Annotated in this window: 15 protein-coding genes; 9 read left to right on the top strand and 6 right to left on the bottom strand. The window is 39.8% G+C overall.

Annotated elements, in window-relative coordinates:
* The first annotated feature begins 52 nt into the window (after nucleotides 1-52).
* From QT16_RS18165 to QT16_RS18155, 3 genes are read left to right on the top strand one after another with little or no spacing between them, the layout of a single operon-like run.
* Nucleotides 53-1,912 carry an alpha-amylase family glycosyl hydrolase gene (locus QT16_RS18165; RefSeq protein ID WP_039489902.1) on the top strand — a complete coding sequence of 620 codons (1,860 nt, stop codon included), beginning with the start codon at nucleotides 53-55 and terminating at the stop codon, nucleotides 1,910-1,912.
* On the top strand, nucleotides 1,905-3,404 hold the full coding sequence (locus QT16_RS18160) for an MFS transporter (protein ID WP_039489899.1): 1,500 nt from the start codon (nucleotides 1,905-1,907) through the stop codon (nucleotides 3,402-3,404). Before QT16_RS18165 ends, QT16_RS18160 begins: the two co-directional genes overlap by 8 nt.
* A gap of 9 nt (nucleotides 3,405-3,413) precedes the next feature.
* Nucleotides 3,414-5,828: a glycoside hydrolase family 15 protein gene (locus tag QT16_RS18155; RefSeq protein ID WP_039489897.1), complete on the top strand. Its 2,415-nt coding sequence runs from the start codon at nucleotides 3,414-3,416 to the stop codon at nucleotides 5,826-5,828.
* Nucleotides 5,829-5,917: 89 nt separating this feature from the next.
* Here QT16_RS18155 and QT16_RS18150 read toward each other — a convergent pair whose 3' ends face one another.
* Nucleotides 5,918-6,937, bottom strand: coding sequence for a LacI family DNA-binding transcriptional regulator (locus QT16_RS18150; protein WP_039489895.1), 1,020 nt, complete (start codon nucleotides 6,935-6,937; stop codon nucleotides 5,918-5,920).
* Between the two features lie 290 nt (nucleotides 6,938-7,227).
* On the opposite strand from QT16_RS18150, the gene glk reads away from it, so the two are divergent.
* From glk to QT16_RS18120, 6 genes are all read left to right on the top strand, one after another.
* Entirely contained in the window at nucleotides 7,228-8,217 is a 990-nt protein-coding gene (gene glk / locus QT16_RS18145) for a glucokinase (RefSeq protein WP_039489893.1), read from the top strand.
* Between the two features lie 41 nt (nucleotides 8,218-8,258).
* On the top strand, nucleotides 8,259-9,272 hold the full coding sequence (locus QT16_RS18140; RefSeq protein ID WP_002959752.1) for a LacI family DNA-binding transcriptional regulator: 1,014 nt from the start codon (nucleotides 8,259-8,261) through the stop codon (nucleotides 9,270-9,272).
* Between the two features lie 336 nt (nucleotides 9,273-9,608).
* Nucleotides 9,609-11,459 (top strand): phosphogluconate dehydratase, encoded by a 1,851-nt coding sequence (gene edd / locus QT16_RS18135; protein WP_039489891.1) that lies wholly within the window; start codon nucleotides 9,609-9,611, stop codon nucleotides 11,457-11,459.
* 33 nt (nucleotides 11,460-11,492) lie between these two features.
* A complete protein-coding gene (gene eda / locus QT16_RS18130; protein ID WP_039489889.1) occupies nucleotides 11,493-12,113 on the top strand; it encodes a bifunctional 4-hydroxy-2-oxoglutarate aldolase/2-dehydro-3-deoxy-phosphogluconate aldolase in 621 nt (206 codons plus the stop codon).
* A 9-nt stretch (nucleotides 12,114-12,122) separates the two neighbouring features.
* Complete coding sequence (gene gap, locus QT16_RS18125; RefSeq protein WP_002959757.1) at nucleotides 12,123-13,127, top strand: type I glyceraldehyde-3-phosphate dehydrogenase; 1,005 nt, start codon at nucleotides 12,123-12,125, stop codon at nucleotides 13,125-13,127.
* 205 nt (nucleotides 13,128-13,332) lie between these two features.
* Nucleotides 13,333-14,457 (top strand): sterol desaturase family protein, encoded by a 1,125-nt coding sequence (locus QT16_RS18120; protein WP_039489887.1) that lies wholly within the window; start codon nucleotides 13,333-13,335, stop codon nucleotides 14,455-14,457.
* A gap of 79 nt (nucleotides 14,458-14,536) precedes the next feature.
* Here QT16_RS18120 and QT16_RS18115 read toward each other — a convergent pair whose 3' ends face one another.
* The 5 genes from QT16_RS18115 to QT16_RS18095 form a co-directional block, all read right to left on the bottom strand.
* Nucleotides 14,537-15,859: a leucine-rich repeat domain-containing protein gene (locus QT16_RS18115; protein WP_082007365.1), complete on the bottom strand. Its 1,323-nt coding sequence runs from the start codon at nucleotides 15,857-15,859 to the stop codon at nucleotides 14,537-14,539.
* Nucleotides 15,860-15,900: 41 nt separating this feature from the next.
* Entirely contained in the window at nucleotides 15,901-16,614 is a 714-nt protein-coding gene (locus QT16_RS18110; protein ID WP_002959761.1) for a YebC/PmpR family DNA-binding transcriptional regulator, read from the bottom strand.
* Nucleotides 16,615-16,872: 258 nt separating this feature from the next.
* Entirely contained in the window at nucleotides 16,873-18,951 is a 2,079-nt protein-coding gene (locus QT16_RS18105; protein WP_039489885.1) for a M13 family metallopeptidase, read from the bottom strand.
* Nucleotides 18,952-19,191: 240 nt separating this feature from the next.
* Nucleotides 19,192-20,970, bottom strand: coding sequence for an ABCB family ABC transporter ATP-binding protein/permease (locus tag QT16_RS18100; protein WP_052201227.1), 1,779 nt, complete (start codon nucleotides 20,968-20,970; stop codon nucleotides 19,192-19,194).
* Between the two features lie 129 nt (nucleotides 20,971-21,099).
* Nucleotides 21,100-23,163: an HAD family hydrolase gene (locus QT16_RS18095; protein WP_152609350.1), complete on the bottom strand. Its 2,064-nt coding sequence runs from the start codon at nucleotides 23,161-23,163 to the stop codon at nucleotides 21,100-21,102.
* Between the last annotated feature and the right edge of the window lie 259 nt (nucleotides 23,164-23,422).

The raw sequence follows: 23,422 nt of genomic DNA, 5'->3' as shown, positions 1-23,422 counted from the left end.
GCAGTAATCTTTAGTATAAAGTTAATAACAATACTGACAAAAAAGACACACAATGAAAAAATCAGTTTATGTACCCGCAGTACTGTGTAGTGCACTTATTGCTACAGGGTGTTCAGAAAATAACAAACCTGATCAACAGCAAACACCCGCACACACACAAAATGAGCTTACCAAGCCTGTTGTATATCAAGTATTTACCCGTTTGTTTGGTAATACCGAAACAGCCAATGTGCCATGGGGCACTAAAGATCAAAATGGTGTAGGTAAATTTGCCGACTTTAACGATGCAGCCCTAAAAGGCATTAAAGAGCTAGGTATCACGCACGTTTGGTATACCGGAGTGTTACACCATGCGTTAGTAGGCGATTATACCGACTACGGCATTTCGCAAGATGACCCCGATGTAGTAAAGGGCCGTGCAGGTTCACCGTACGCAATTAAGGATTACTACGATGTTAACCCCGACTTAGCCGTTAATGTGACGAACCGCATGGGAGAGTTTAGCCAGCTTATTGAACGTACACATAACCACGGTATGAAAGTCATTATTGATATAGTGCCTAACCATGTTGCGCGAAATTATCAATCATTAGGAAAGCCTAAAGGGGTTGAAGATTTTGGCGCGCAAGACGACACCAGTAAAACGTACGATAAAAACAATAACTTTTACTACGTACCAGGGCAGTCTTTTCAGGTGCCAACATCGCCAGAGTATAAAGTTTTAGGGGGTAATGAACACCCATTAGCGGATGGCTTTTTTGATGAAACGCCCGCTAAATGGACGGGTAATGGTGCCCGTGCAGCAAAACCCGATATAAACGATTGGTACGAAACAGTAAAAGTTAATTATGGCGTAAAGCCTGATGGCAGCTACGACTTTGTTCAATTGCCAAGTGAATACAAAAATAAAGACTACCGTGCTCATTATGCATTTTGGCAAGATAAAGAGCTTCCTAACAGCTGGTACAAATTTAGAGACATAGCACTTTTTTGGCTCGATAAAGGCGTTGATGGCTTTAGATACGACATGGCCGAAATGGTGCCTGTAGAATTTTGGAGTTTTTTAAATTCGTCGATAAAAATGCAAAAAAGCGACGCCTTTTTATTAGCCGAAGTGTATAACCCGCTAATGTACCGTGCGTATATTCACCAAGGTAAAATGGACTACCTTTACGATAAAGTGGGCTTTTACGACACATTAAAAGCCATTATGCAGGGTAAGCAAGCTGCTAATGCTATTTTTGCTGCCCAAAGCCAAGTTACTGATATTGAAGCACACATGCTGCACTTTTTAGAAAATCATGATGAACAACGTATCGCAAGCCCCGACTTTGCAGGTAATGCTGCTTGGGGTAAACCGGCCATGGTGGTTTCAAACTTAATGAGCCGCGCACCCACGTTATTATATTTTGGCCAAGATGTGGGAGAAGATGGTTCAGAAAACGCAGGTTTTGGAACACCTACTCGCACCAGTATTTTTGACTACATTGGCGTGCCAGCGCACCAAGCATGGATGAATAATGGCAAGTTTGACGGTGCTAATTTAACACAAGAGCAAGTAGCACTTCGTGATTACTACAAAGCGGTTATGTCACTAAATAGTTTACCTGCTGTGGTAGGCGGTGAAATGACTGAGCTTAGCGTTACAGGAAGTGAGCGAGTTGTAGGTTTTACGCGCAAACTTGGCCAACAAACGCTGTACGTATTAAGTAACTTTAGTGAACAACCTCAAACAATTACGGTTAATTTATCAAAAGAGCAATTAGCGGTACTTAGCGAGCACACTCAATTACATGACTTACTTGAGCAGCACAGCACCGAGATCACATCAGGGTCTCAAGGCGCAAGCTTCACACTCACACTTGATGCATTTAGCAGCGCAGTATTAACAAATAAGGCTAGCAATGAATAATCAAAATAATAATACCGATAAGCCAAATTTAAGTTTTTGGCAAATATGGAACATGTGCTTTGGCTTTTTAGGCATACAGTTTGGTTTTGCCCTGCAAAACGGTAACGTGAGCCGAATATTTCAAACATTAGGCGCACAAGTTGATGATATTCCCATTCTATGGGTTGCAGCCCCGCTTACTGGCTTAATCGTACAGCCTATTATTGGTTACTGGAGCGATAAAACGTGGGGGCGCTTTGGTCGTCGTCGCCCGTTCTTTTTTATAGGCGCAGTATTAACAACGCTTTCACTATTTATTATGCCGCATTCACCAACGCTTTGGATTGCCGCTGGTATGTTATGGATTATGGATGCGTCAATCAACGTAACCATGGAACCTTTCAGAGCACTTGTTGGCGATAACTTGCCAGAAAAACAACGCGCTACAGGTTACGGGTTACAAAGCTTTTTTATTGGTATTGGTGCGGTACTAGCCTCAGCATTACCATGGATGATGACCAACTGGTTTGATGTAAGTAATACTGCAGCGCCTGGGCAAATTCCAGAGTCTGTTAAATACTCATTTTATTGGGGTGGGGTGGTGCTACTTGTTGCTGTGCTTTGGACCGTTACACGTACAAAAGAGTACAGCCCAGAGCAATTAGCTGAGTTTGAAAAGCAAAGCGCTCAACCAACTACCAGCAAGCTGGTTGATATTAATTTTAATAAAGGCGCCATTATTTTTGTGGTGTTAGGTTTAGCAACCCTTGCATTAGTAATGGGCTTATCCCTTGAAAAAGAGTTATACCTACTTGCTGGTGGTTTATTAGCGTTTGGTATTGTGCAGTGGATTGCAGCAGCGCTTAAAAATGCTAACAAAACTCAAGGTGGTTTTTACCAAGTAGTACAAGATGTATTTACAATGCCAGAAGCCATGAAGCAGCTTGCATGGGTGCAGTTTTTTAGCTGGTTTACTTTATTTGCCATGTGGATTTATACCACCGCAGCAGTAACAAGCTTTCATTATGGTAGTAGCGATGCAACCTCTAAAGCATTTAACGATGGTGCAGACTGGGTGGGTATTTTATTTGCCGCCTACAATGGCTTTGCAGCTATTGCCGCTATGTGTATTCCGTTTTTAGTTAAAAAAATGGGGTTAAAAGGCGCGCATTGTTTTAATTTATTGCTGGGCGCGTTAGGTCTTGCAAGCTTTATGTTTATTCAAGACCCTAAAATGTTACTTATTCCTATGATTGGGGTGGGGTTTGCGTGGGCGTCTATTTTATCGCTGCCTTACGCCATGCTAAGTAACGCACTGCCAAGTAATAAAATGGGCGTTTACATGGGTATTTTTAATTTTTTTATAGTTATACCTCAGTTACTTGCCGCCAGCATTTTAGGGCTCATTTTACGCCACGTATTTTCTAATCAGCCTATTTACGCATTGTTAATTGGTGCAGCCTCGTTCGTTGTCGCTGCCGTTGCGGTAATGCGCGTTAAAAATTCACATTAAGGACACACAATGAAAAAATATAACCTTATAACCGCCTCACTTTTAACGTTAGGTTTAACGGCTTGCGGCGCTCAAAACACAAGCACAACTAACGAAAGTACCACAGCACAGGTTACATCAGCACCAGGCGCCCCAGGCGCAGAGCCTTTTTGGGCTTATGCGGGTAAAACCGGTATTGGTACATCGTACGAGCAATACCAAAACGGCCAATACAGTGATTCAGCTGCAACGGGCGATGTATCTAAGGTGTGGTTTTCAATTGCTAAAGGTATGATCACCGAAACCATGTTTGGGCTTATTCACCAAGCTCAAATAAAAGACATGCAATTTATAGTAACAGGTAAAGACTTTACCGTTAGTGAAGCTGATGATTTAGATGTCACCATTGATTACTTACATAAAGATGCACAAGGTCGCCCACTTTCTCTGGCTTATAAAGTAATTAGCACTGATAAACAAGGGCGCTTTAGCCTAGAAAAACACATTTTTACTGACCCAGATGGGCAAACATTATTTGTACGCAGTGTATTTAACACTGAGCTTGAAGGGCTAAAAGCATATGTGTCTGTTAATCCGTATATTAATAATAACGGGCTAGGTGACTTTGCTAAAACAACAGAGAAAGGCCTAGTCGCGTGGGAAAGCGATAACTATCTATCACTTCAATCCGCATCACCATTTAAAGCCAAAACGGTAGGGTTTACAGGAAAAAGTGACGGCATTAACGCGCTTAAAACTACGCAATCTATAAATACCCAATACACAAATACCGGCGAAACTGCTGGTAATGTAAGCATGCTTGCAGAGCTTGGCGAGATAAGTGCAAATACTACCTTTGATTTAGCACTGAGCTTTGGTAAAACGCAGCAGCAAAGTATTCAGCAAGGTGAACAAAGTTTGGCAAAAGGGTACCAAGCGGTGCTCGATCACTACAACGGCAAAGGTGAAGCGCTAGGCTGGGAAGATTACCTACAAAGCCTAAAACCGCTTAATGCCATGGTTGAACAAACAGCCGATAACGGTAAGCTTTTATACACCAGCGCCATGGTATTAAAAACACAAGAAGATAAAACACACGCAGGGGCATTAATTGCTTCTTTATCTAACCCATGGGGCGAAACGGTTTCAGCCAAAGAAGGTTCTACGGGTTATAAAGCGGTATGGGTGCGCGATTTTTATCAAGTAGCCATGGCCTTTATGGCACTGGGTGATACTGCCACAGCAAAAACAGCTTTCGAATACCTTGAAAAAGTACAAGTAAACAGCAAAACACCGGGAAATAACGGCGATACAGGCTGGTTTTTGCAAAAAACGCACGTAGATGGTGAGCTTGAATGGGTCGGCGTACAGCTTGACCAAACAGCTATGCCTATTATGCTTGCTTGGAAGTTACATAAAGCCAATGTACTTAGCGATGATGAACTAAAAAGCTGGTACGGCAAAATGTTAAAACCAGCGGCTGATTTTTTAGTTGATGGCGGCCTTGCTAAAATTTTGTGGAACGACACACAAATTACACCACCAGCAACCCAACAAGAACGTTGGGAAGAGCAAAGTGGTTATTCGCCATCTACAACTGCGGCAATAGTCGCTGGCCTTATTACAGCCAGTGATATTGCAACACTAAGCGGCGATGATACAAACGCAAAGCGCTACCTAGCTACGGCTAAAAAGTATAACAACGATATTGAATCGCAAATGTTTACCACTAAAGGTAACTTAAAAGGCGAAAATAGCGATGGCGAATACTTTATCCGTATAGGCCAAGATACCGATGCAAACTCAGACACTAAAATTAACGCTAATAATGGCCGTGAAGGGTTTAATAAAAAGCAAATTTTAGATGGCGGGTTTTTAGAACTAGTACGCTATGGCGTACGTGGTGCTAACGACGAAAGCATTGTTAAAACACTACCTGAGTACGATGACGAAACGCTTGAAGATAACCTACAAGTTAAATACAGCTTTAGCTTTGACGACGGCAGCGGCACCTTTGCAGGCTACCGCCGCTATGGTAATGATGGCTACGGCGAAGATGAAGTAACGGGCACAAACTATGCCGAGGGTGGCAGTAATACACCAGGCCAACGTGGTCGTGTATGGCCGTTTTTCACAGGTGAACGTGGCCACTATGAAATAGCTGCAGCTAATGCAAACAACGCTCTGGATGATGCTAAGCAAGCGCAAATTAAAAACAGCTATGTTAAAGGCTTAGAGCAATTTGCCAATAAAGGGCTAATGCTACCAGAGCAAGTATGGGATGGTGTAGGTGTAAATAAAGCTGGTTATGAGCTAGGCGAGGGCACAAACTCAGCAACACCACTGGCATGGACTCATGCAGAATACATTAAGCTTGTACGCTCACTCAGTGATAAACAAGTATGGGATTATTATCCTGTGGTAGCCGAGTCGCTTAAAGACTAATATAAAGCATGTTGCAGTTATTAAAAAGGCTTCTAAATTTATTTAGAAGCCTTTTTGATATGTTGAAATTTTATTAGGATATTTGAATTTTAACTGCTACTTTTTCGTGAAATTAATACAGGTGGAAGTAGGGTGCTTTGAACGTCTTCACCACGTATCAATTTTAATAGGTTCTCTACTAACATTTGCCCAGCAATAGTGGTGTTTTGCTCTATTGTAGTTAGGGGGGGGTTTACATAACTTGCAATGGCTATGTTATCAAAGCCGACTACCGCAACATCTTTCGGCACGTTAATATTTGCTTCTTTAAGTGCGCGTATAGCCCCAATAGCAATTAAGTCACTTGCAGCAAATAAGGCGTTAAATTTAATATTATTAGCAATTAGTGAGCGTGTGGCGTGATAGCCAGATTCTTCAGTAGAGATAGCATTAGCCGTTTTACGCTCATTTATTTTAACGTTGTTGGCCAATAGCTCATCTTTAAAACCCTGAAAGCGACTAAAAAATTCGGGGCTGTGATCAGAGGCGTCACCAATAAAAGCGCAATCAGTTCTGCTATGCGCAATAAAGTGCTCAGCGGCGAGCTTACCGCCACCGTAGTTATCACAACAAACAGTTAAATCGGGACGGTTATCTACAGTTGCACCCCAGCAAACAAACTTAGTATTTTGTTCAAGTAAGGTGTTAAATTTTGGTTGGTAATCAATGTAATCGCCATACCCGAGTAAAATAATGCCATCAGCTCTGTGGCTGTCTTCGTAGTCTGCTTGCCAATCAGCACTGGCCGATTGAAATGAAACTAATAAATCGTAACCTTCTTTAGCGCAAGCACGGGTAATACTGCCAAGCATGGCTAAAAAGAAAGGATTTATTTGGGACTCGTCAGAAGTGGGATCTTCAAATAACAATAATGCAAGCGTGCTGCTTTGTTGGGTGCGAAGGTTACTCGCATTTTTATCAACTTTATAATTAAGCTTTTTGGCTATATCGAAAACACGCTTGCGTGTTTCTTCATTAACAAGGTGGCTGTTACGTAAAGCGCGAGATACAGTCGATTGAGATACCCCTGCATAGTGGGCAATATCAAATGAGGTAGCTTTACCTTTCATTGTTACAACTTAATTAAATTGATAAATAATTGTGTCATTTTCGTTTATTGATGAATAATTTCAAGCTTTTTGTGAATTAACGTATATTTTTTTTGATAAATTCCTGACACCGGTGTCATAATGTCAGTGTTTTATCATTTTGTTGTCAAAACGTATTCGCTGTCTATATCTTTATAGGCAGCATTTTTTACTGTGATAGCTACTTTGAGGTGATAGCTCAAAGTATAAATAACAATGGTACACCATTGTAAAATAATAAGCATGAGTCGCTTAACAAAAGAGATAATACTATGAGCCCAAACGCTTCTGCCCAATTTGATCCCATCTTAGTTGCTGATGTCGGCGGCACTAATGCCCGCTTTGCTTTAATAACTGCTTTTAATGAACAGACTAACCAATTTATAATAGAGCACATTAATATTTTTCCTAGTGCCAACTTTGGTTCTCTTGAAAGTGCGCTCGAGCAATATTTGCTAACAGTCCCACATATTGCACCCAAACGCGCATGTTTAGCCGTTGCAGGGCCAATAAAAGCCGGGCAAGTGCATTTAACCAATTTAGGTTGGCATTTTAGCGTCAGTGAATTTAAAACTCATTTTGATTTACAACAACTTGAAGTCATTAATGATTTTGCTGCCTTTGCTTACGCTGCACCTTACTTAGATCCTAAACAAAATGTCATTGTTAAATCAGGTCAAGCTGATGATAACGCAAACATTGGTGTTATAGGTCCAGGTACTGGTTTTGGTGCCGCGTGCTTAGTTAGAACGTCCCAATCTACCGCAGTGCTAAGTTCAGAAGGGGGGCATATATCACTTGCACCTGTTAATGAACTCGATACTTTATTATTGAATGAATTACGTAAAGATCATCCCCATGTTTCTATCGAAACAGTTTTCTCAGGTCCTGGCATAACGCATTTATACAAAGCAATGTCTGCGGTTAAGGGTGTAACAGCTAAAAATTTAGATGCCGCACAAATTAGCAGCCTTGCAAATAGTGGTGAATGTGATGTGTGTGATGCAACCTTAAACCAGTTTTGTGATTGGATTGGCAGTGTTGCCGGTGATTTAGCGGTTGTTTATGGCGCCTTAGGTGGACTATTTATTGGCGGTGGAATATTACCTCGTATGCAAGCGAGACTTCTTGAGAGTCGTTTTGTTGAACGATTTTCGCAAAAGGGTATTATGTCGCAGTACGCAGGACAAATCCCTGTAACACTCGTAACACAAGACAACATACCGCTAATTGGCGCTGCTGCGTGTTTACACAATAGCTAATAGGGCTTTGGTCTTACAGGTTGTATTTGGATAATGGATAGATGAAAAAAGTAACCATAAATAGTGTAGCAAGCCATGCAGGGGTTTCTAAAAAAACCGTCTCACGCGTGTTAAACAATGAGCCTAATGTAAGTGCCGCCACCCGAGAAAAGGTGCTTGCGGTATTTAAAGAGCTTGATTACACCCCAAATCCAATTGCACGAGGTCTTGCTCAAAATCGTAGTTTTATTATTGGCTGTTTATACGATAACCCAAGTAAAAGTTATATTACCCGAGTGCAAACGGGCGCCTTAGAAGCGTGTAAAGAAAACAACTATAATTTATTGATACACCCTTGTGAGTTTCGTGGTGAAGCACTTATAAATAATATTGAACAATTACTACAAACTTCTCGATTAGATGGCATTGTGCTAACACCTCCTTTTGGTGATTTTGCTGAGCTTGCTTCTTTTTTAAAATCTAAAAAAATTCCTTATGCAAGGGTTGCTTCAGCTTTACTACAAGATGATTCAATTTCAGTGCGTAGTAACGACGAGCAAGGCGCATTTGAGATTACCGAGCATTTAATTAACCTCGGTCATAAATCTATAGCCTTTATTAAAGGGCACCCAGATCACAGTGCCACGCAACAACGTTTTAAAGGTTACAGGCGCTCACTTGCAAGCCATGGTATAGAATTTGATGAGCGCTTAGTAGAGGAGGGTAACTTTAGTTATCACTCAGGTGTAGATAGTGCACGCAGTATTTTAGATTTGTCTCCTAGGCCAACAGCTGTATTTGCATCAAACGATTACATGGCGGCAGCCGTACTTAAATTAGCAACTCAGCGCCAATTAAAAGTGCCTGATGACATTTCAATAGCTGGGTTTGATAATGCACCCATTGCACGTCATATTTGGCCTGGGTTAACAACGATTGCACAGCCCGTTGAAGAAATGACTAAACAAGCCGTAACACAACTTATTTCACACATAGCTCAACCACAAGAACAGCCGTATCAGGTAACGCTTGAGTCGCGCTTGATTACACGTGAGTCTACCTCAGCAATAAAATAGTGAGTTTAAAACACTTTCATAGTAGCCCGAATATGAGTGACGCTTATTCGGGCTTTTTTTTCCTCTGAACTTGCTAAAACATGGTTTGTGCCTAAAAATCAATTAGGTCATTATTCGGTCATGTTAAAATATTAAACTATTTTTGTTACCCGGGGTTGACACCGGTGTCATTGCTATGCGTTAATACAGTGACACCGGTGTCAGGGCTGTTGTGAGAGGCTCCCTGGTAGCGTACCTTTGAACGGGTAAATCAAAGATGCTCAGTACAGTTATTTACGTGGAGTCTGTAGTTGCTACTGAGCCTTTATCCTCTAACTAATAGAGATGAGTTAAATTATGTTACATCCTCGTATTCAAGAAGTTACCCAGCGCGTTATCGAACGCAGTAAAAATACCCGTCAAGATTATTTAGAACGTATTTCGCACGCAAAAAAACAAACAAGAGTTCGTGCCGGTTTAGGTTGCGGAAATATAGCCCATGTTATGGCTGCATGTAGCAGTGATGACAAAGCGCGCTTAAAGGCTGATGAGCAGCCAAATCTTGCTATTATCAACTCATATAACGATATGTTATCGGCTCATGTGCCATACAAAGATTACCCAGATTTAATTAAAGACATTGCTACTAAATACGATGCTACAGCACAAGTTGCTGGTGGCGTTCCTGCAATGTGTGATGGTGTTACGCAAGGGCGTGACGGCATGGAACTTTCGCTTTTTTCTCGTGATGTAATTGCTATGTCTACGGCAATTTCTCTTTCGCACGATGTGTTTGATGGCGTTTTTTGTTTAGGCGTTTGTGACAAAATCGTCCCGGGTTTATTAATTGGTGCATTGTCGTTTGGTCATTTACCTGTGTTCTTTTTACCAGCAGGTCCAATGCAATCAGGTATTCCGAATAAAGAAAAAGCACGTATTCGCCAAAAGTTTGCACAAGGTTTAGTGAGCCGCGAAGACTTACTTGAAGCTGAAAGTGCGTCTTATCACAGCGCTGGTACATGTACGTTCTACGGTACTGCCAATTCAAACCAAATGTTAATGGAAATAATGGGCTTACACCTTCCAGGTAGCTCGTTTATTAATCCTTACACTGAGCTTCGCGATGGTCTTACAGGTAATGCTGTAGAAACAATGCTTAAGCAACTTACAGATGATAAAGAAAGCCCGTGTTTAGCCGATGTGATCAGCGAAAAAACGATTATAAATGGTTTAGTGGGTCTGCTTTCTACAGGTGGTTCTACTAACCATGCAATCCATATTGTTGCGATAGCAAAAGCTGCCGGCATTCAGGTTACGTGGAAGGATATGTCTGACTTATCAGAAGTTGTACCACTTCTTACACGTATTTACCCTAACGGCTCAGCTGATGTAAACCACTTTCAAGCAGCTGGCGGTATGGGTTTCTTAATGCGAGAACTAGCAAGCGCTGGTTACTTACATACAGACGTGAAAACAATGCTTGGCGATGGTTTAGCACCATACATGACAGAGCCTCGTTTAGATAAAGACGATAGCTTGATCATGAGCGACTCAACTGGCCCAACTAAAGTTAAATGGGTAGATTGCCCAGCAAACTCGCACGATGAAGAAGTACTTCGCCCAGTGAGTAACCCATTTAGTAAGCAAGGTGGTCTGCAACTTCTAACTGGCAACTTAGGTAAAGCTGTTATCAAAGTGTCAGCTGTTGCTGAAGAACATCAAACCGTTACTGCTCCTGCAAAAGTATTTAGCTCACAAAGTGCTCTGCAAGATGCATACACTCGTGGCGAATTAAACCAAGACTTTATTGCCGTGCTAAAAGAGCAAGGTCCTAAAGCGAAAGGTATGCCAGAGCTACACAAGTTAACGCCAGTAATGGCAACGCTTCAAGATGAAGGCTTTAAAGTAGCCATTGTTACTGACGGTCGTATGTCGGGTGCATCAGGTAAAGTACCTGCTGCTATTCACCTAGCACCAGAGGCAGTAGAAGGCGGCATTATTGCTAAAATCCGAGAAGGCGATTTAGTGACGCTTGATGCGCCAAACGGAATATTAAAAGTACACGTTAGCGACGAAGAGCTTGCTAAGCGTGAAGCAGAACTTAGCCTGCCAAGTGCAACATTTGGTACAGGTCGTGAATTATTTACTGGATTTAGAAATATCGTAAGCAGTGCCGATTTAGGCGCGAGTGCTTTTGGACTTGAATAAATATTAGCCATACTGGGTAATGAGGAACAAGTAATGAGTATTGAAAAAATCTTAGCATCGGCACCCGTAGTGCCAGTGGTTGTAATCGAAAAATTAGAAGATGCAGCACCACTTGCAAGAGCTTTATACAACGGTGGCTTAAAAGCCTTAGAAATAACACTACGTACACCCATTGCTGCAGAAGCTGTAAAGCTAATGAAAGCAGAAGTACCTGAAGCCTATGTAGGTACTGGTACGGTAGTAGATAAGGCAAGTTTTGATCTTTCGGTTGCTGCTGGTGCAGATTTTATGGTGAGTCCAGGTGTGAGCGATGAGCTTATTGCTTTAGCTAAAACATCAGATGTACCATTTTTACCAGGCGCTGCAACTGCAAGTGAAGTTATGCAACTTGCGTCGCATGGTTTTAAGTATTTAAAATTCTTCCCAGCAGAAGCTGCGGGCGGAACAGCTATGCTTAAATCAATCGGTGGCCCATTACCACATATTACTTTTTGCCCAACTGGCGGCATTAGCCTAGCAACTGCTCCTAATTATTTAGCGCTTAACAACGTTATTTGTGTTGGTGGTACGTGGATGCTAGATAAACAACTAATTGAAAATAAAGACTGGCAAGCAATTGAAGCGCTTGCTCGCCAAGCAAGTGAACTTAAATAGGAGTCTAAAATGATTAATGTAGCAATTAACGGTTACGGCCGTATCGGTAGAAATGTTTTACGTGCACTTTATGAGTCAGCTCAAAACAGCGAAATTAAAATTGTAGCAATTAACGATTTAGCACCAGCTAACGTAAATGCACATTTAACGCAGTATGACTCAGTTCATGGTCAATTTTCTAAAAAAGTAACACTTGAAAACAACACTATGCTAATTGGGGATGACGTAATTACGTTAACGCAAGAGCGTGACCCTGCAAACTTACCGTGGAAAGAGCTAAACGTAGATATCGTTTTAGAATGTACTGGTTTTTTCACTAAACGTGATGACGCTGCTAAGCACATTACTGCAGGCGCTAAAAAAGTAATCGTATCTGCTCCAGGTACTGGTTTAGATGCAACAGTAGTGCATGGTGTAAACAGCGACGTAATTAATGCTGATAGCAATATCATTTCTAACGCTTCTTGTACTACTAACTGTTTAGCGCCAATTGCAAAAGCAATTAACGACACAGTAGGTATTGAGCAAGGTAGCATGACGACTATTCACGCTTACACCAACGATCAAAACTTATCTGACGTATACCACCCAGATTTATACCGTGCGCGTAGTGCAACTCAATCTATGATCCCAACTAAAACAGGTGCTGCGGCAGCTGTTGGTTTAGTATTACCAGAACTTGCTGGTAAATTAGATGGTATGTCGGTACGTGTACCTACAATCAATGTTTCTTTAGTTGATTTTACGTTTATCACTAAGCGTGATACGACTGCAGAAGAAATTAATGCAATCATGAAAGAAGCATCTACGGGTTCAATGAAGAGTATTTTAGAATATAACGAGCTTCCGCTTGTTTCTATCGACTTTAACCATAACCCAGCGTCGTCTATCTTTGATGCAACGCAAACTAAAGCCAATGGCAAACTAGTTAAAGTAATGGCTTGGTACGACAACGAGTGGGGTTTCTCAAACCGCATGTTAGACCAAGTTAAAGCATTAGGTCAGTACTTATAATTGACCTTGTAAAAGTTTAGCTTTATCCAACCAAGCCACGCATTGCGTGGCTTTTTTGCGTTTAGTTTATCTGTATATTTGCAATTCAAAATTAGGAGAGAACTATTTGTATTTTTTATACCCTAAATTTTGTTAATATGTGGGTGTGTAAATCAATGGAATTTCGTTGTATTTAATCAACTCAACGACGCAAGGAATAATAAAAATGATAAGAGTTTTATCGCGAAAAGTATTTCGCACAAATCATCTTCAGATAGGTGAGGGCAACATAAGTGGCTACATAGCCTGCTTTTTAGCAATACTGAGCTGCTTAGGCGTATTAGCGTTTCACTTTCCTGAATATTTAACCACACCAGAGCTGAGAAAAAGCTACAGCGTCGACTTTTTACGTCAGCTTATGTTTGTATCATTATTGGTCTCGGGCAGTCTAGGATTACTTAACTTTGTACGTAATACCAATAAGCGTTTAGGGGCTACAGCGTGGTTTTTTATTTTACTCGCTATTATGTTTGGCGGACCAAACGTTGAAGTAAACGAATTTGCTTCTGATACACCTTATATAGGGCTTGATTGGTTTATTTTAGATTTACTCGGCTCAACACTTATATTTATTGTGATTGAAAAGTTATTACCTCATCGTAAAGAGCAAAAAATATTACGTAGCGAATGGCGAGGCGATTTAAACCACTTTTTTGTAAATCATTTAATTATTGGTTTTGTATTACTCGTTACTAACCACTTTGTGCATTATGGCTTTGGCTGGGCTGTATCATCTACAGTACAAGGTTATATAGAGCAAACACCCTTTATAGTGCAGTTGTTTTTAATAATACTCGTGGCTGATTTAATGCAGTATTGGGTGCATCGTGCTTATCACGAAGTCCCTTTATTATGGCGCTTTCATGGCGTACATCACAGTGCTAAAGAAATGGATTGGTTAGCGGGCTCTCGCCAGCATATTCTTGAAATACTCGTAACGCGCAGCTTAGTGCTCACGCCTATATTTGTGCTTGGTTTTTCACAGCAAATAATTAGTTTGTACGTAATAATTGTGGGTTTGCAGGCTGTGTTTAACCATGCAAATGTACGTGTGAAATTTGGTTGGCTAAAATATTTTATGGTTACACCGCAGTTTCACCATTGGCACCATGCGTCAGATAAAGCCGCGATTGACCGAAATTACGCTGCACATTTTTCGTTTTTAGATTACGCGTTTGGTACTGCTGTTAAAGGCCAAAAAGAGTGGCCACAAGCGTATGGTGTAGTCGGGGATTACATGCCCGTAGGTATGCTTAAACAACAGGTTTACCCGTTTAAGCGCACTAAATAAGTTCGGAAAATCCGAATAAACATAAAATAAAAGCGAGTAAGGTGTTACATTTTGCTCGCTTATATTATTAATATTAAATTTATTTTAGCTCTGCTAATAACTCAGTAAATGTAGGTCTTTGATTTAATGTAGGTTGCATGGCACATTTTGCCATATCGGACATTTTAACAAAGAGCTCACTTTGTCTATCATCGCCAGTTACCGTGCCTAATAAGTCTTCAATTAAACACCCTAATGCACGTACTTCAATTAACTCGATTTGCTTTTGTTGATAATCACTTAACATGGCTAAGTTTGTGGCTGCACCAAAATCACCAAATAATACATCAGCATCTTTGTTTATCATGGTGTTATGCGCATACACGTCGCCATGGCTTACTTTACAAATATGCAAGTGATGTAAGGTACTTACCATTTGCTGTGCAATTTTTAAAATAGCGTGAATTGAGTAATGGAAATCATCATTAAAGGTATCACGCGTACAGGTTTCAAGGCTTGGAGGCAGGCCTAAATTAGCAAAGCTTTTATCTATTAGCTCCATTACTAAACCTAGCTGATCACTTTGCTCAATGTAGGCAAGTACTTTAATTAAATTAGCGTGATCGCCTGCTTGTAGGCAGCAATTTACTTCATCAAGCGGGTAGCCGTCGCTGGTAATTGCGCCTTTAAATAATTTGATCGCTACAGCGCTAACAGCTGCTTGTGCTAAATGAATAACGCCCGATGCACCTTGGCCAATAACATGACTGAGTGTGTAATCGTTAAGAGGCTTATTTTCTAAGCAGCTATTTGTAAGGCACTGAGCTTTATTAAAATCGTTACCGGCAAACGCAAGCCAAGCAAGTTTAGGCAGTTCAAACAGCCAGTCGTCTACGTGTGTTAAGTTATTAGCAGAGAGCCTAACAAGCTCAAGGTTTTTACACTGCGCCATGCTAATTGGCAGTTGCTTAAGTTGATTGCCTGCAAGCGCAAGCTTTTTAAGCTGGGTATAATTACCAAAATCTTCAGGCAATTCGCTTAACGTATTATCGGTGAGTATCAGCCACTCAATATTTTTTGGCAGGCTGTTTAAAGCAAATTCAGAAATTTGGTTACCTTTAAACGCGACCATAATTAAAGCAGGGCATTTAGCGAGCACTTTAGGAATATGCTTAAACTGATTAAACGATAAAAACACACGCTTCAGGTGTGTTAAACAGGCAAATTCATCAGGTAGTGTTGATAAGTTATTATTTGATAAATCGAGAACTTCAAGCGTGTCAGCTAAGCTAAAGATTTCTTCAGGAAATGTCGTTAGCTCTTCTACCAATTGCAGGCGAGTAGCACCAACAAGTTTGCCACTTTTAAGCTCTTTAAGTGAGTTCATATTAATACCATGTTCTAAAAATGAAAAAGCCAACATAGCTGTTGGCTTAAAGTCGTTCTAACTTACTAAATCGCTCTTTAGAATTGCGCGTTATGGTAAACGTTTTGCACGTCGTCGCAATCTTCTAACATTGCTAAAAAGCGTTCCATAACTTCAACGTCTTCGCCTTCAATCGGCGTTTCAATTTGTGGCACAAAGCTAATTAGGTCTTCGTCAAATTCAGTCACGCCCATTTCTTCAAGCGCTGTACGTGTATTGTTGTATTCTGTGTGAGGAGCAAAAACAGTAACTTTACCGTCATCTACTTCTACGTCAGTTACATCAACATCAGCCATCATAAGAGCTTCAAGTACTGCTTCGTCGTCATCACCGTCAAATACAAAAATAGCAAGGTGATCAAATAAATGTGAAACAGAGTTTTGAGCGCCAATTTTAGCATTTGCTTTAGTAAAACAAACACGTACATCAGCAAAGGTACGCTTGTTGTTGTCTGTTAAACAGTCAACAATAATCATACAGTTACCAGGGCCGTAACCTTCGTAACGTGTTGCTGCGTAGTCTTCACCGCCGCCGCCTTTTGCTTTGTCTATTGCGCGGTCAATAACGTGTGCTGGTACTTGGTCTTTTTTAGCGCGTTCAATTAAACGACGTAATGATAAGTTACCATCTGGATCTACACCGCCGTTTTTTGCACAAATATAAATTTCTTTGCCGTACTTAGAATAAACTTTAGTTTTAGCACCCGCAGTCTTAGCCATTGAATCTTTTTTGTTTTGGTAAGCTCTTCCCATCTGCGTTTCGCCTTAATATATGTAAATAATAGAATAAAATTATAATGCGTATTCTAAAGGTAAATGCAAGCAAGGGCTAGTAAGTATTAAAACAGATTAGAACGGTAACGTTTAAAAGCCATGTAAACTGTATTTTATTAATGGGATCATCGAGGGTTCTAGACGTTGGAATTATATCTATTATGTGTAAATTTAATTCAATAAAAAAGCAACCTGTATAACAGGTTGCCTTACTAAGTAATAAAAAGTAAGTGTTACTTACCAAATACGTACACGCTCATCTTCAGGAAGGTATAACGCATCGCCTGGTTTTACATCAAACGCTTTGTACCATGCATCGTGGTTACGTGGCGCCTGAGCTCTAAAGCGACCTGGAGCATGTGTGCCACCACGAAGTTGGTTAAGCATGCTTTGCTCAGTACGTTTTTCTTTCCATACTTGTGCCCACGCAAGGAAGAAACGTTGCTCGCCAGTAACACCGTCAATAACAGGCGCTTCTTTACCATTTAAACTGAGCTTGTACGCGTGATAGGCCATTGATAACCCACCTACATCACCAATGTTTTCGCCAAGGCTATTGCGACCATTAACAAAGTTACCTTCGATTGGCTCGTATTTACTGTACTGCGCAGCCAGTTGATCGGCTTTTTTGTCAAATGCAGATCGGTCAGCATCAGTCCACCAGTTACGTTGCACACCGTTTTCGTCTGATTTTGAACCTTGATCGTCAAATCCATGACCCATTTCGTGACCAATTACAGCGCCAATACCGCCATAGTTTACAGCCGGATCGGCATTTGGATCGAAAAATGGCGGTTGTAGAATCGCAGCTGGAAATACAATTTCATTAAACGAGCTATTGTAGTAAGCGTTTACGCGTTGTGGCGTCATACCCCAGCGGTTACGGTCTGTTTTTTGTAGCTCTTTTTCAACACTTTCTGCGTGGAAAAACTCACGCATGTTTTTCACATTACCGATTAAATCGTTTTTAGTAATGCTTAAACCATCATAAGACTGCCAAACATCGGGATAACCAATTTTTGGTACAAATGCAGCCAGTTTAGCGCGCGCATTTACTTTAGTTTCATCGCCCATCCACTCTAGGTTATCAATACGTTCACCAAGAGCTGTACGAAGGTTTTCAACCAGCTCTGACATTTGTTGTTTTGATGACTCAGGGAAGTAACGTGCTACGTATATTTTACCAATAGCAAAACCAAGCGAACTTGTGCCTGACATTTCACTGATTGCACGCTTCCAACGAGGGCGAGGCTCTTGTTGTCCGTTTAGTTCTTTACCAAAAAAAGCAAAGTTAGTATTAAATACTTCCTCTGATAGTAAACCTGCGTTACCGCTAAGAGCGTGATACGTTAGGTAGTCTTTCCATACTGCAATATCTTCTTGATTGATTAGCTCAATCATCGCTTTTATAGGCTCAGGCTGAGAGACATTTAACTGAGGTACTTTATAACCTGTTTGTGAAAAATATAAATCCCAGTTAAAACCAGGATAAGCAGTGCTTAAATCGGCGCGTTCAATTTGGTTTAGCGTTAAATCGCGATTACGGCGCTTTTCACGAGGCCAATGACCTTGTGCAATTTTGGTTTCAAGATCAACAATTGCTTGAGCGCGCTCAGCGGTATTTTCAGTGCCTGCAAACTCAAGCATATCAGCAATGTGAGCAACATAAGCTGTACGGGTTTTTACAAAGCGCTCAGCGTCTTCAAGGTAGTAAGAGCGATCTGGTAGGCCTAACCCACCCGCACCTAGTGACATTTCATATTTGTTAGGGTCTAGGCGATTAAACCACATGCCGCCGCCAAAAGGGGCTTTATTACCGGTTAACCAAGACTTACCAAACATTTCAGCTAAATCGTCAGTTGACGCTATATCACTAATTTCACTTAATAATGGCTTGATTGGCGTCACACCTAGTTTATTAAGTGTTTCGGTATCCATATACGCATTGTAAAAATCAGCAACGAGTTTTTCTTCTGCGTTTAAGTCTTTGCGTGCTGCTATTTCTTCAATAATAGCTTTAACATCGCCTTCGCTTCGCTCAGCTAATCCTGAAAATGCACCATAGCGGGTTTTATCTGCAGGCATTTCGTAGTTGTCATACCACGTGCCGCTGGCATACATAAAAAAGTCATCGCCTGGTTTAACGGCTTCGTCACGGGCTGTTAAATCAACACCAAAACTACCCAACTCTGCTTTTCCTGTCACTGCTGCAGTGGCTACTATAGGTTGTTGCTCTTCTGTTTTTGTTGTTTGCGGCTCTGAACAACCGGTAATAAATGTGGCAGCTAATGCTGCGGCAATTAAACTCTTTTTCATTACTTACTCCTGAGTATCACTGATTGAATTAAAGCAGCAGTGAATCATTTTTATTGTTACGAATATTTAACTTATCGATTGTTATTGATATTAACCAGACAAACAAACCTTTTGAGGTGAATCACCACTGTGCTCGATAAAACTAATATAGAAGAAAAGAGAAAGGCTAATAGGCGCTATAAACGCTTTATTTAGCTCGAATACCGGCAAGCATAAGAGCTAAAAGGGGTTACGCAGTATTTATTTTTTATGCTGAAGCTCCCACATACGGGCATATTCTCCGGCGAGAGTAAGTAACTCATAGTGCTTACCTTGCTCAATAATTTGTCCGGCTTTGAGCACAATAATGGTGTCTGCATCGGTAATAGTAGATAACCGATGAGCAATAACAATACTCGTATGGTTACTGGCAACTTCACGCATTGCTGCGAGAATTGCTTTCTCAGAATGAGAGTCGAGTGCAGATGTTGCTTCATCAAAAATTAAAATAGGGGACTTTTTCAAAATGGCGCGGGCAATGGCAATACGCTGTTTTTCGCCGCCGGATACTTTTAAACCGCGCTCGCCAACCAGTGTTTTATCGCCTTTATCAAGTGTGCCTATAAAGTCTTTTAAATGCGCCATAGCAATGGCTTCATCAATTTCAGCATCGCTTGCTGATGGTCTGCCGTAAGCGATATTTTCACGAATCGTGGTGTTAAACAGCACGGTGTCTTGCGGGACTATTGCAATGGCTTTTCGTAAACTATTAAGTGTTACTGAGTTTATAGCTTGATTATCAATACTAATTTCACCGGCGCTTACATTATAAAAACGATAGAGCAGTCGCGCTAATGAACTTTTACCTGCACCACTGGCACCAACAATGGCTACTTTGCTGCCTGCTTTAACATTAAAGCTAAGATTATTAAGAATAGGGCGATGCGCATCGTAACTAAAACTTACATTATTAAATGTTATTTCACCTTGGCTAATATTGAGCTCTTTAGCATTAAGTGCATCGGTTATTTGTGGTTTTTTGTTAAGTAGCCCTAGCATATTTTCAAGGTCGGTTAGCGCGCGTCTTATTTCGCGGTACACAAAACCTAAAAAGTTAAGCGGTAAAAACAATTGAATCATATACGCGTTAATCATCACAAGTTCACCAATAGAGAGTGTACCTGCAACTACCTCGGTTGAGCCCAACCACATTAACGCGGTAATAGCACAAGCAATAATAAGTGCTTGGCCTGAGTTGAGGGCGAGCAACGACATTCTATTTTTTAAACGGGCTTTTTCCCAGTTTGCTAAAAAGGTGTCGTACGTTTTTGCTTCAAACTGCTCATTATTAAAATACTTTACAGTTTCATAATTAAGTAGGCTGTCTATAGCGCGGGTATTACTTTGATTGTCGGCAGCGTTTGCTTCTCTAATAAAGCGGTTTCTCCACTGAGTAACCACCAGAGTAAAGGTAATATAAATAGCGACTGCCAATAATGTAATCAGCGCAAACCAAACAGAAAACAACGTGCCAAAAATAATCGCAACGGTAAGTATTTCAAACAAAGTAGGCACAATATTAAACATTAAAAAGCGCATTAAAAAGCTTAAGCCGCTAGTACCGCGTTCTATATAGCGGCTAATGCCACCGGTTTGCCTATCTAAATGAAAAGCCAGCTCAAGTGAGTGTAAATGCTTAAATACCTTTAAACCAATATCACGCATTGCGTGTTCGGTAACGCGAGAAAATACAGCATCTCTTATTTCACCTAAAAACACGCTAGCAAAACGCAGCGCGCCGTACATCAATAATAATAAAGCGGGAATAACTAACAGTGGGTTAATTGACTTATCTACAGAGTCTATTATTTCTTTAAGCGCCCAAGGCATTAAAAGCGTGGCACCTTTTGCGCCTATAAGCGCCATAAGTGCGATAAAAACACGGCCTTTAAATTTTGTAAGGTAGGGCCACAGTGTTTTTACACTTTGGCGTAAATTCATGGCGTCGGGGCGTTTTTCACTGCTTTGTCTGGGGCGCATTCAGTATCTCAGAGTTGGTATATGGGTAAATAAAATAACTTATAAGTTCAGTAAACGCCGTTAATTGAAACAAGGAAAGGTATTAGTTTTTTGAATATTAATTTTAAGCATTAAAATACGGTTACCAAATTAATGCTTTCTGAAAAAGCAGTATATGTTTTCTGGTAGAATATATCTCATGTAGCGCTTTCTGAAGCCAGCTTTCCATAATGATTTGTTATAGGTTTGCTTAAACTTAATTGGATTAAGATACATTTTTAATGGATCAGGCGATTTCGCAAAGTAACTTTCATGGCTATTTGCTCCTACATACTCAGAGTGTTTGAGATTACCAAAGTTCACAGACTCGCTATAGGTAGGAGTTTTTAATAATCTAGATATAGGTTTTATAGCCGTTTCAGGAGCGATATTTATTTTTTTATAATCTCTTTCAATAGCCATAAAATCAGAAATAAAGTCCATAGCTCCTTTTTGAAATTCGTTTATTGTGTCTAATTTGTTATTAGAAAAATCATTAGGTTCAAATATAGCTATTACTTCATCATTTTTTTTATCAAATTTTATTACAGAGCCATGAGGTGCCGAAAAAATAAATTCGAGCATATGTACACCTCCCGATAAGACCTGAAAATTATTTTTAGGTTCTGAAAAGTTACACATATAACCTGACATCGGAAATCCTTTTTCAGCAAATTTCAGAACAGTTTGAAATGTGCCTAGGTAATAACCATTAATGTCTATTTCATTATTTTCTAATAACATTAGCTTATTTAATGAGTTCTGAATTGTCCCTTGCCACCCAATGTCAACAATCGCGACTTTTTTGGCATCCATAAACCCAATTTGATTTAGGTAAATTAGTAGGTTTTCTCTTTCTACAGCTGCAATACTGCATACATCATCAACTAATAAATGAAAGAGTTTTGCTAATTTATCCTTATCGTTATCTGTGTCAATTATATGATTTTGATCAAAAAATCCAACTTCTTTTATTTTTTTAATATGTTTTGTTGCATCTATATCAACTCTATCAAGGTAATTAGCGACGCTCAAATTAGGAACAAAATGGCATAGTACTTTTATCGAATATTCATCGATTCCATTGTATATAGTTGGGATGTTTATAGCTCGTCTTGATGCGTACATATACTTACTAACAGGCGTTTTAGCTCCCTGATTCATAAGGCTATAGGCTTTGTGCATAATATAGCCGTCGCGAGCAAGGAAAAATATATGTTCTATTTCTTGATGCAAAACCTGGCTAGTTAACCAACGAGTTAAGCCAAAATATATTATTCCACAGTATACATAACCAAAGTCGTACCATATATTCTCGTTGTTATTATCTCTTTGGGTAAACGTTTTGTTGATGATAGTCGCAAAATAAATAGATTCTTCTATAGAGAGTTTAGAAGGGTATAGCTGCCTTAGTCTTTTAAATGAATGATGGCTAAGCGCATATTCACTGGTTTTTTTGTAATAATAAGGTTTGATGCCTTCTTTCATCGCGTTAATGACATCGGCGAAGTAATAATCGCCAATATGTAAAAGCTTAGACGGTTTACAGGATAGGTCTTTAAGTATATGCGGATATAACCCTCCTTTAGACTTTGATTTACGAATTACAGAGGATAAAAATAATTTATGAAATTTTGTATACCCATTATCGTAAAGAATTTTTTTTATCACGTACTCCGGTAAGTACATGTCCGAGGTGAAAATAACCTTTTTACCATTATCAATACAGTATTGATAAAAAGAGTGCATATATTCATTTTTGACACAAAATTTTAATTCTATTTCGATTTCTAGCGCTTTCAATATGTTAATTACTTTGCTATCTAGATTTTGTGTTTTTTGTATATGTGCATATATCTCATCCAAACCTATGGATTGGGTACCATTTAGCTCAGCTAGTATTTTTGTTGCTTCTGCCTCGGCATTACCTCGGATGCTTTTAAAGTCTATGTCTAGCTTTTTATGTTCATCATTATATAAATTCTCAACTATTGTAAAAATATCAGCTGGTTCGAAGACTTTTCTAAGGATTACAGTATCAAAGATATCAAAAGAGACTATTTCACTGTTGTTTATTAGCTTTTTTAGGTCAGTGTCATTACTTAGGGTATTTATTAGCTTTAAGCTTTTGTTGTAAAATTTTGAGGCTATTTTACTAAATATGTTTTTTTCCATAATGACTTTCCCTGCCTTATCTACTATCCATAACATAATTAAGAAAATCAAAATTTAGCTATTTGTTTACATTTAATTATACTAATTTCGTATAGCCGCTGCAACTTGACCATTTATAGTACGAAGTTTTATGGCTTATTTATTATTTTACCAAAAAAAACGACCAAATGAATGCAAAATGAATAATAAAACTACAAGTAATAAATTAAAATTAACCCTAAATAACTACTCCTTTTGTATTTGGTAAGGAAAAGAGATG

The sequence above is a fragment of the Pseudoalteromonas distincta genome, assembly GCF_000814675.1.
GTDB classification, from domain to species: Bacteria; Pseudomonadota; Gammaproteobacteria; order Enterobacterales; family Alteromonadaceae; genus Pseudoalteromonas; species Pseudoalteromonas distincta.
The sequence above is the reverse complement of the archived record's forward strand: the minus strand, read 5'-3'. Positions and strand labels throughout refer to the sequence as shown.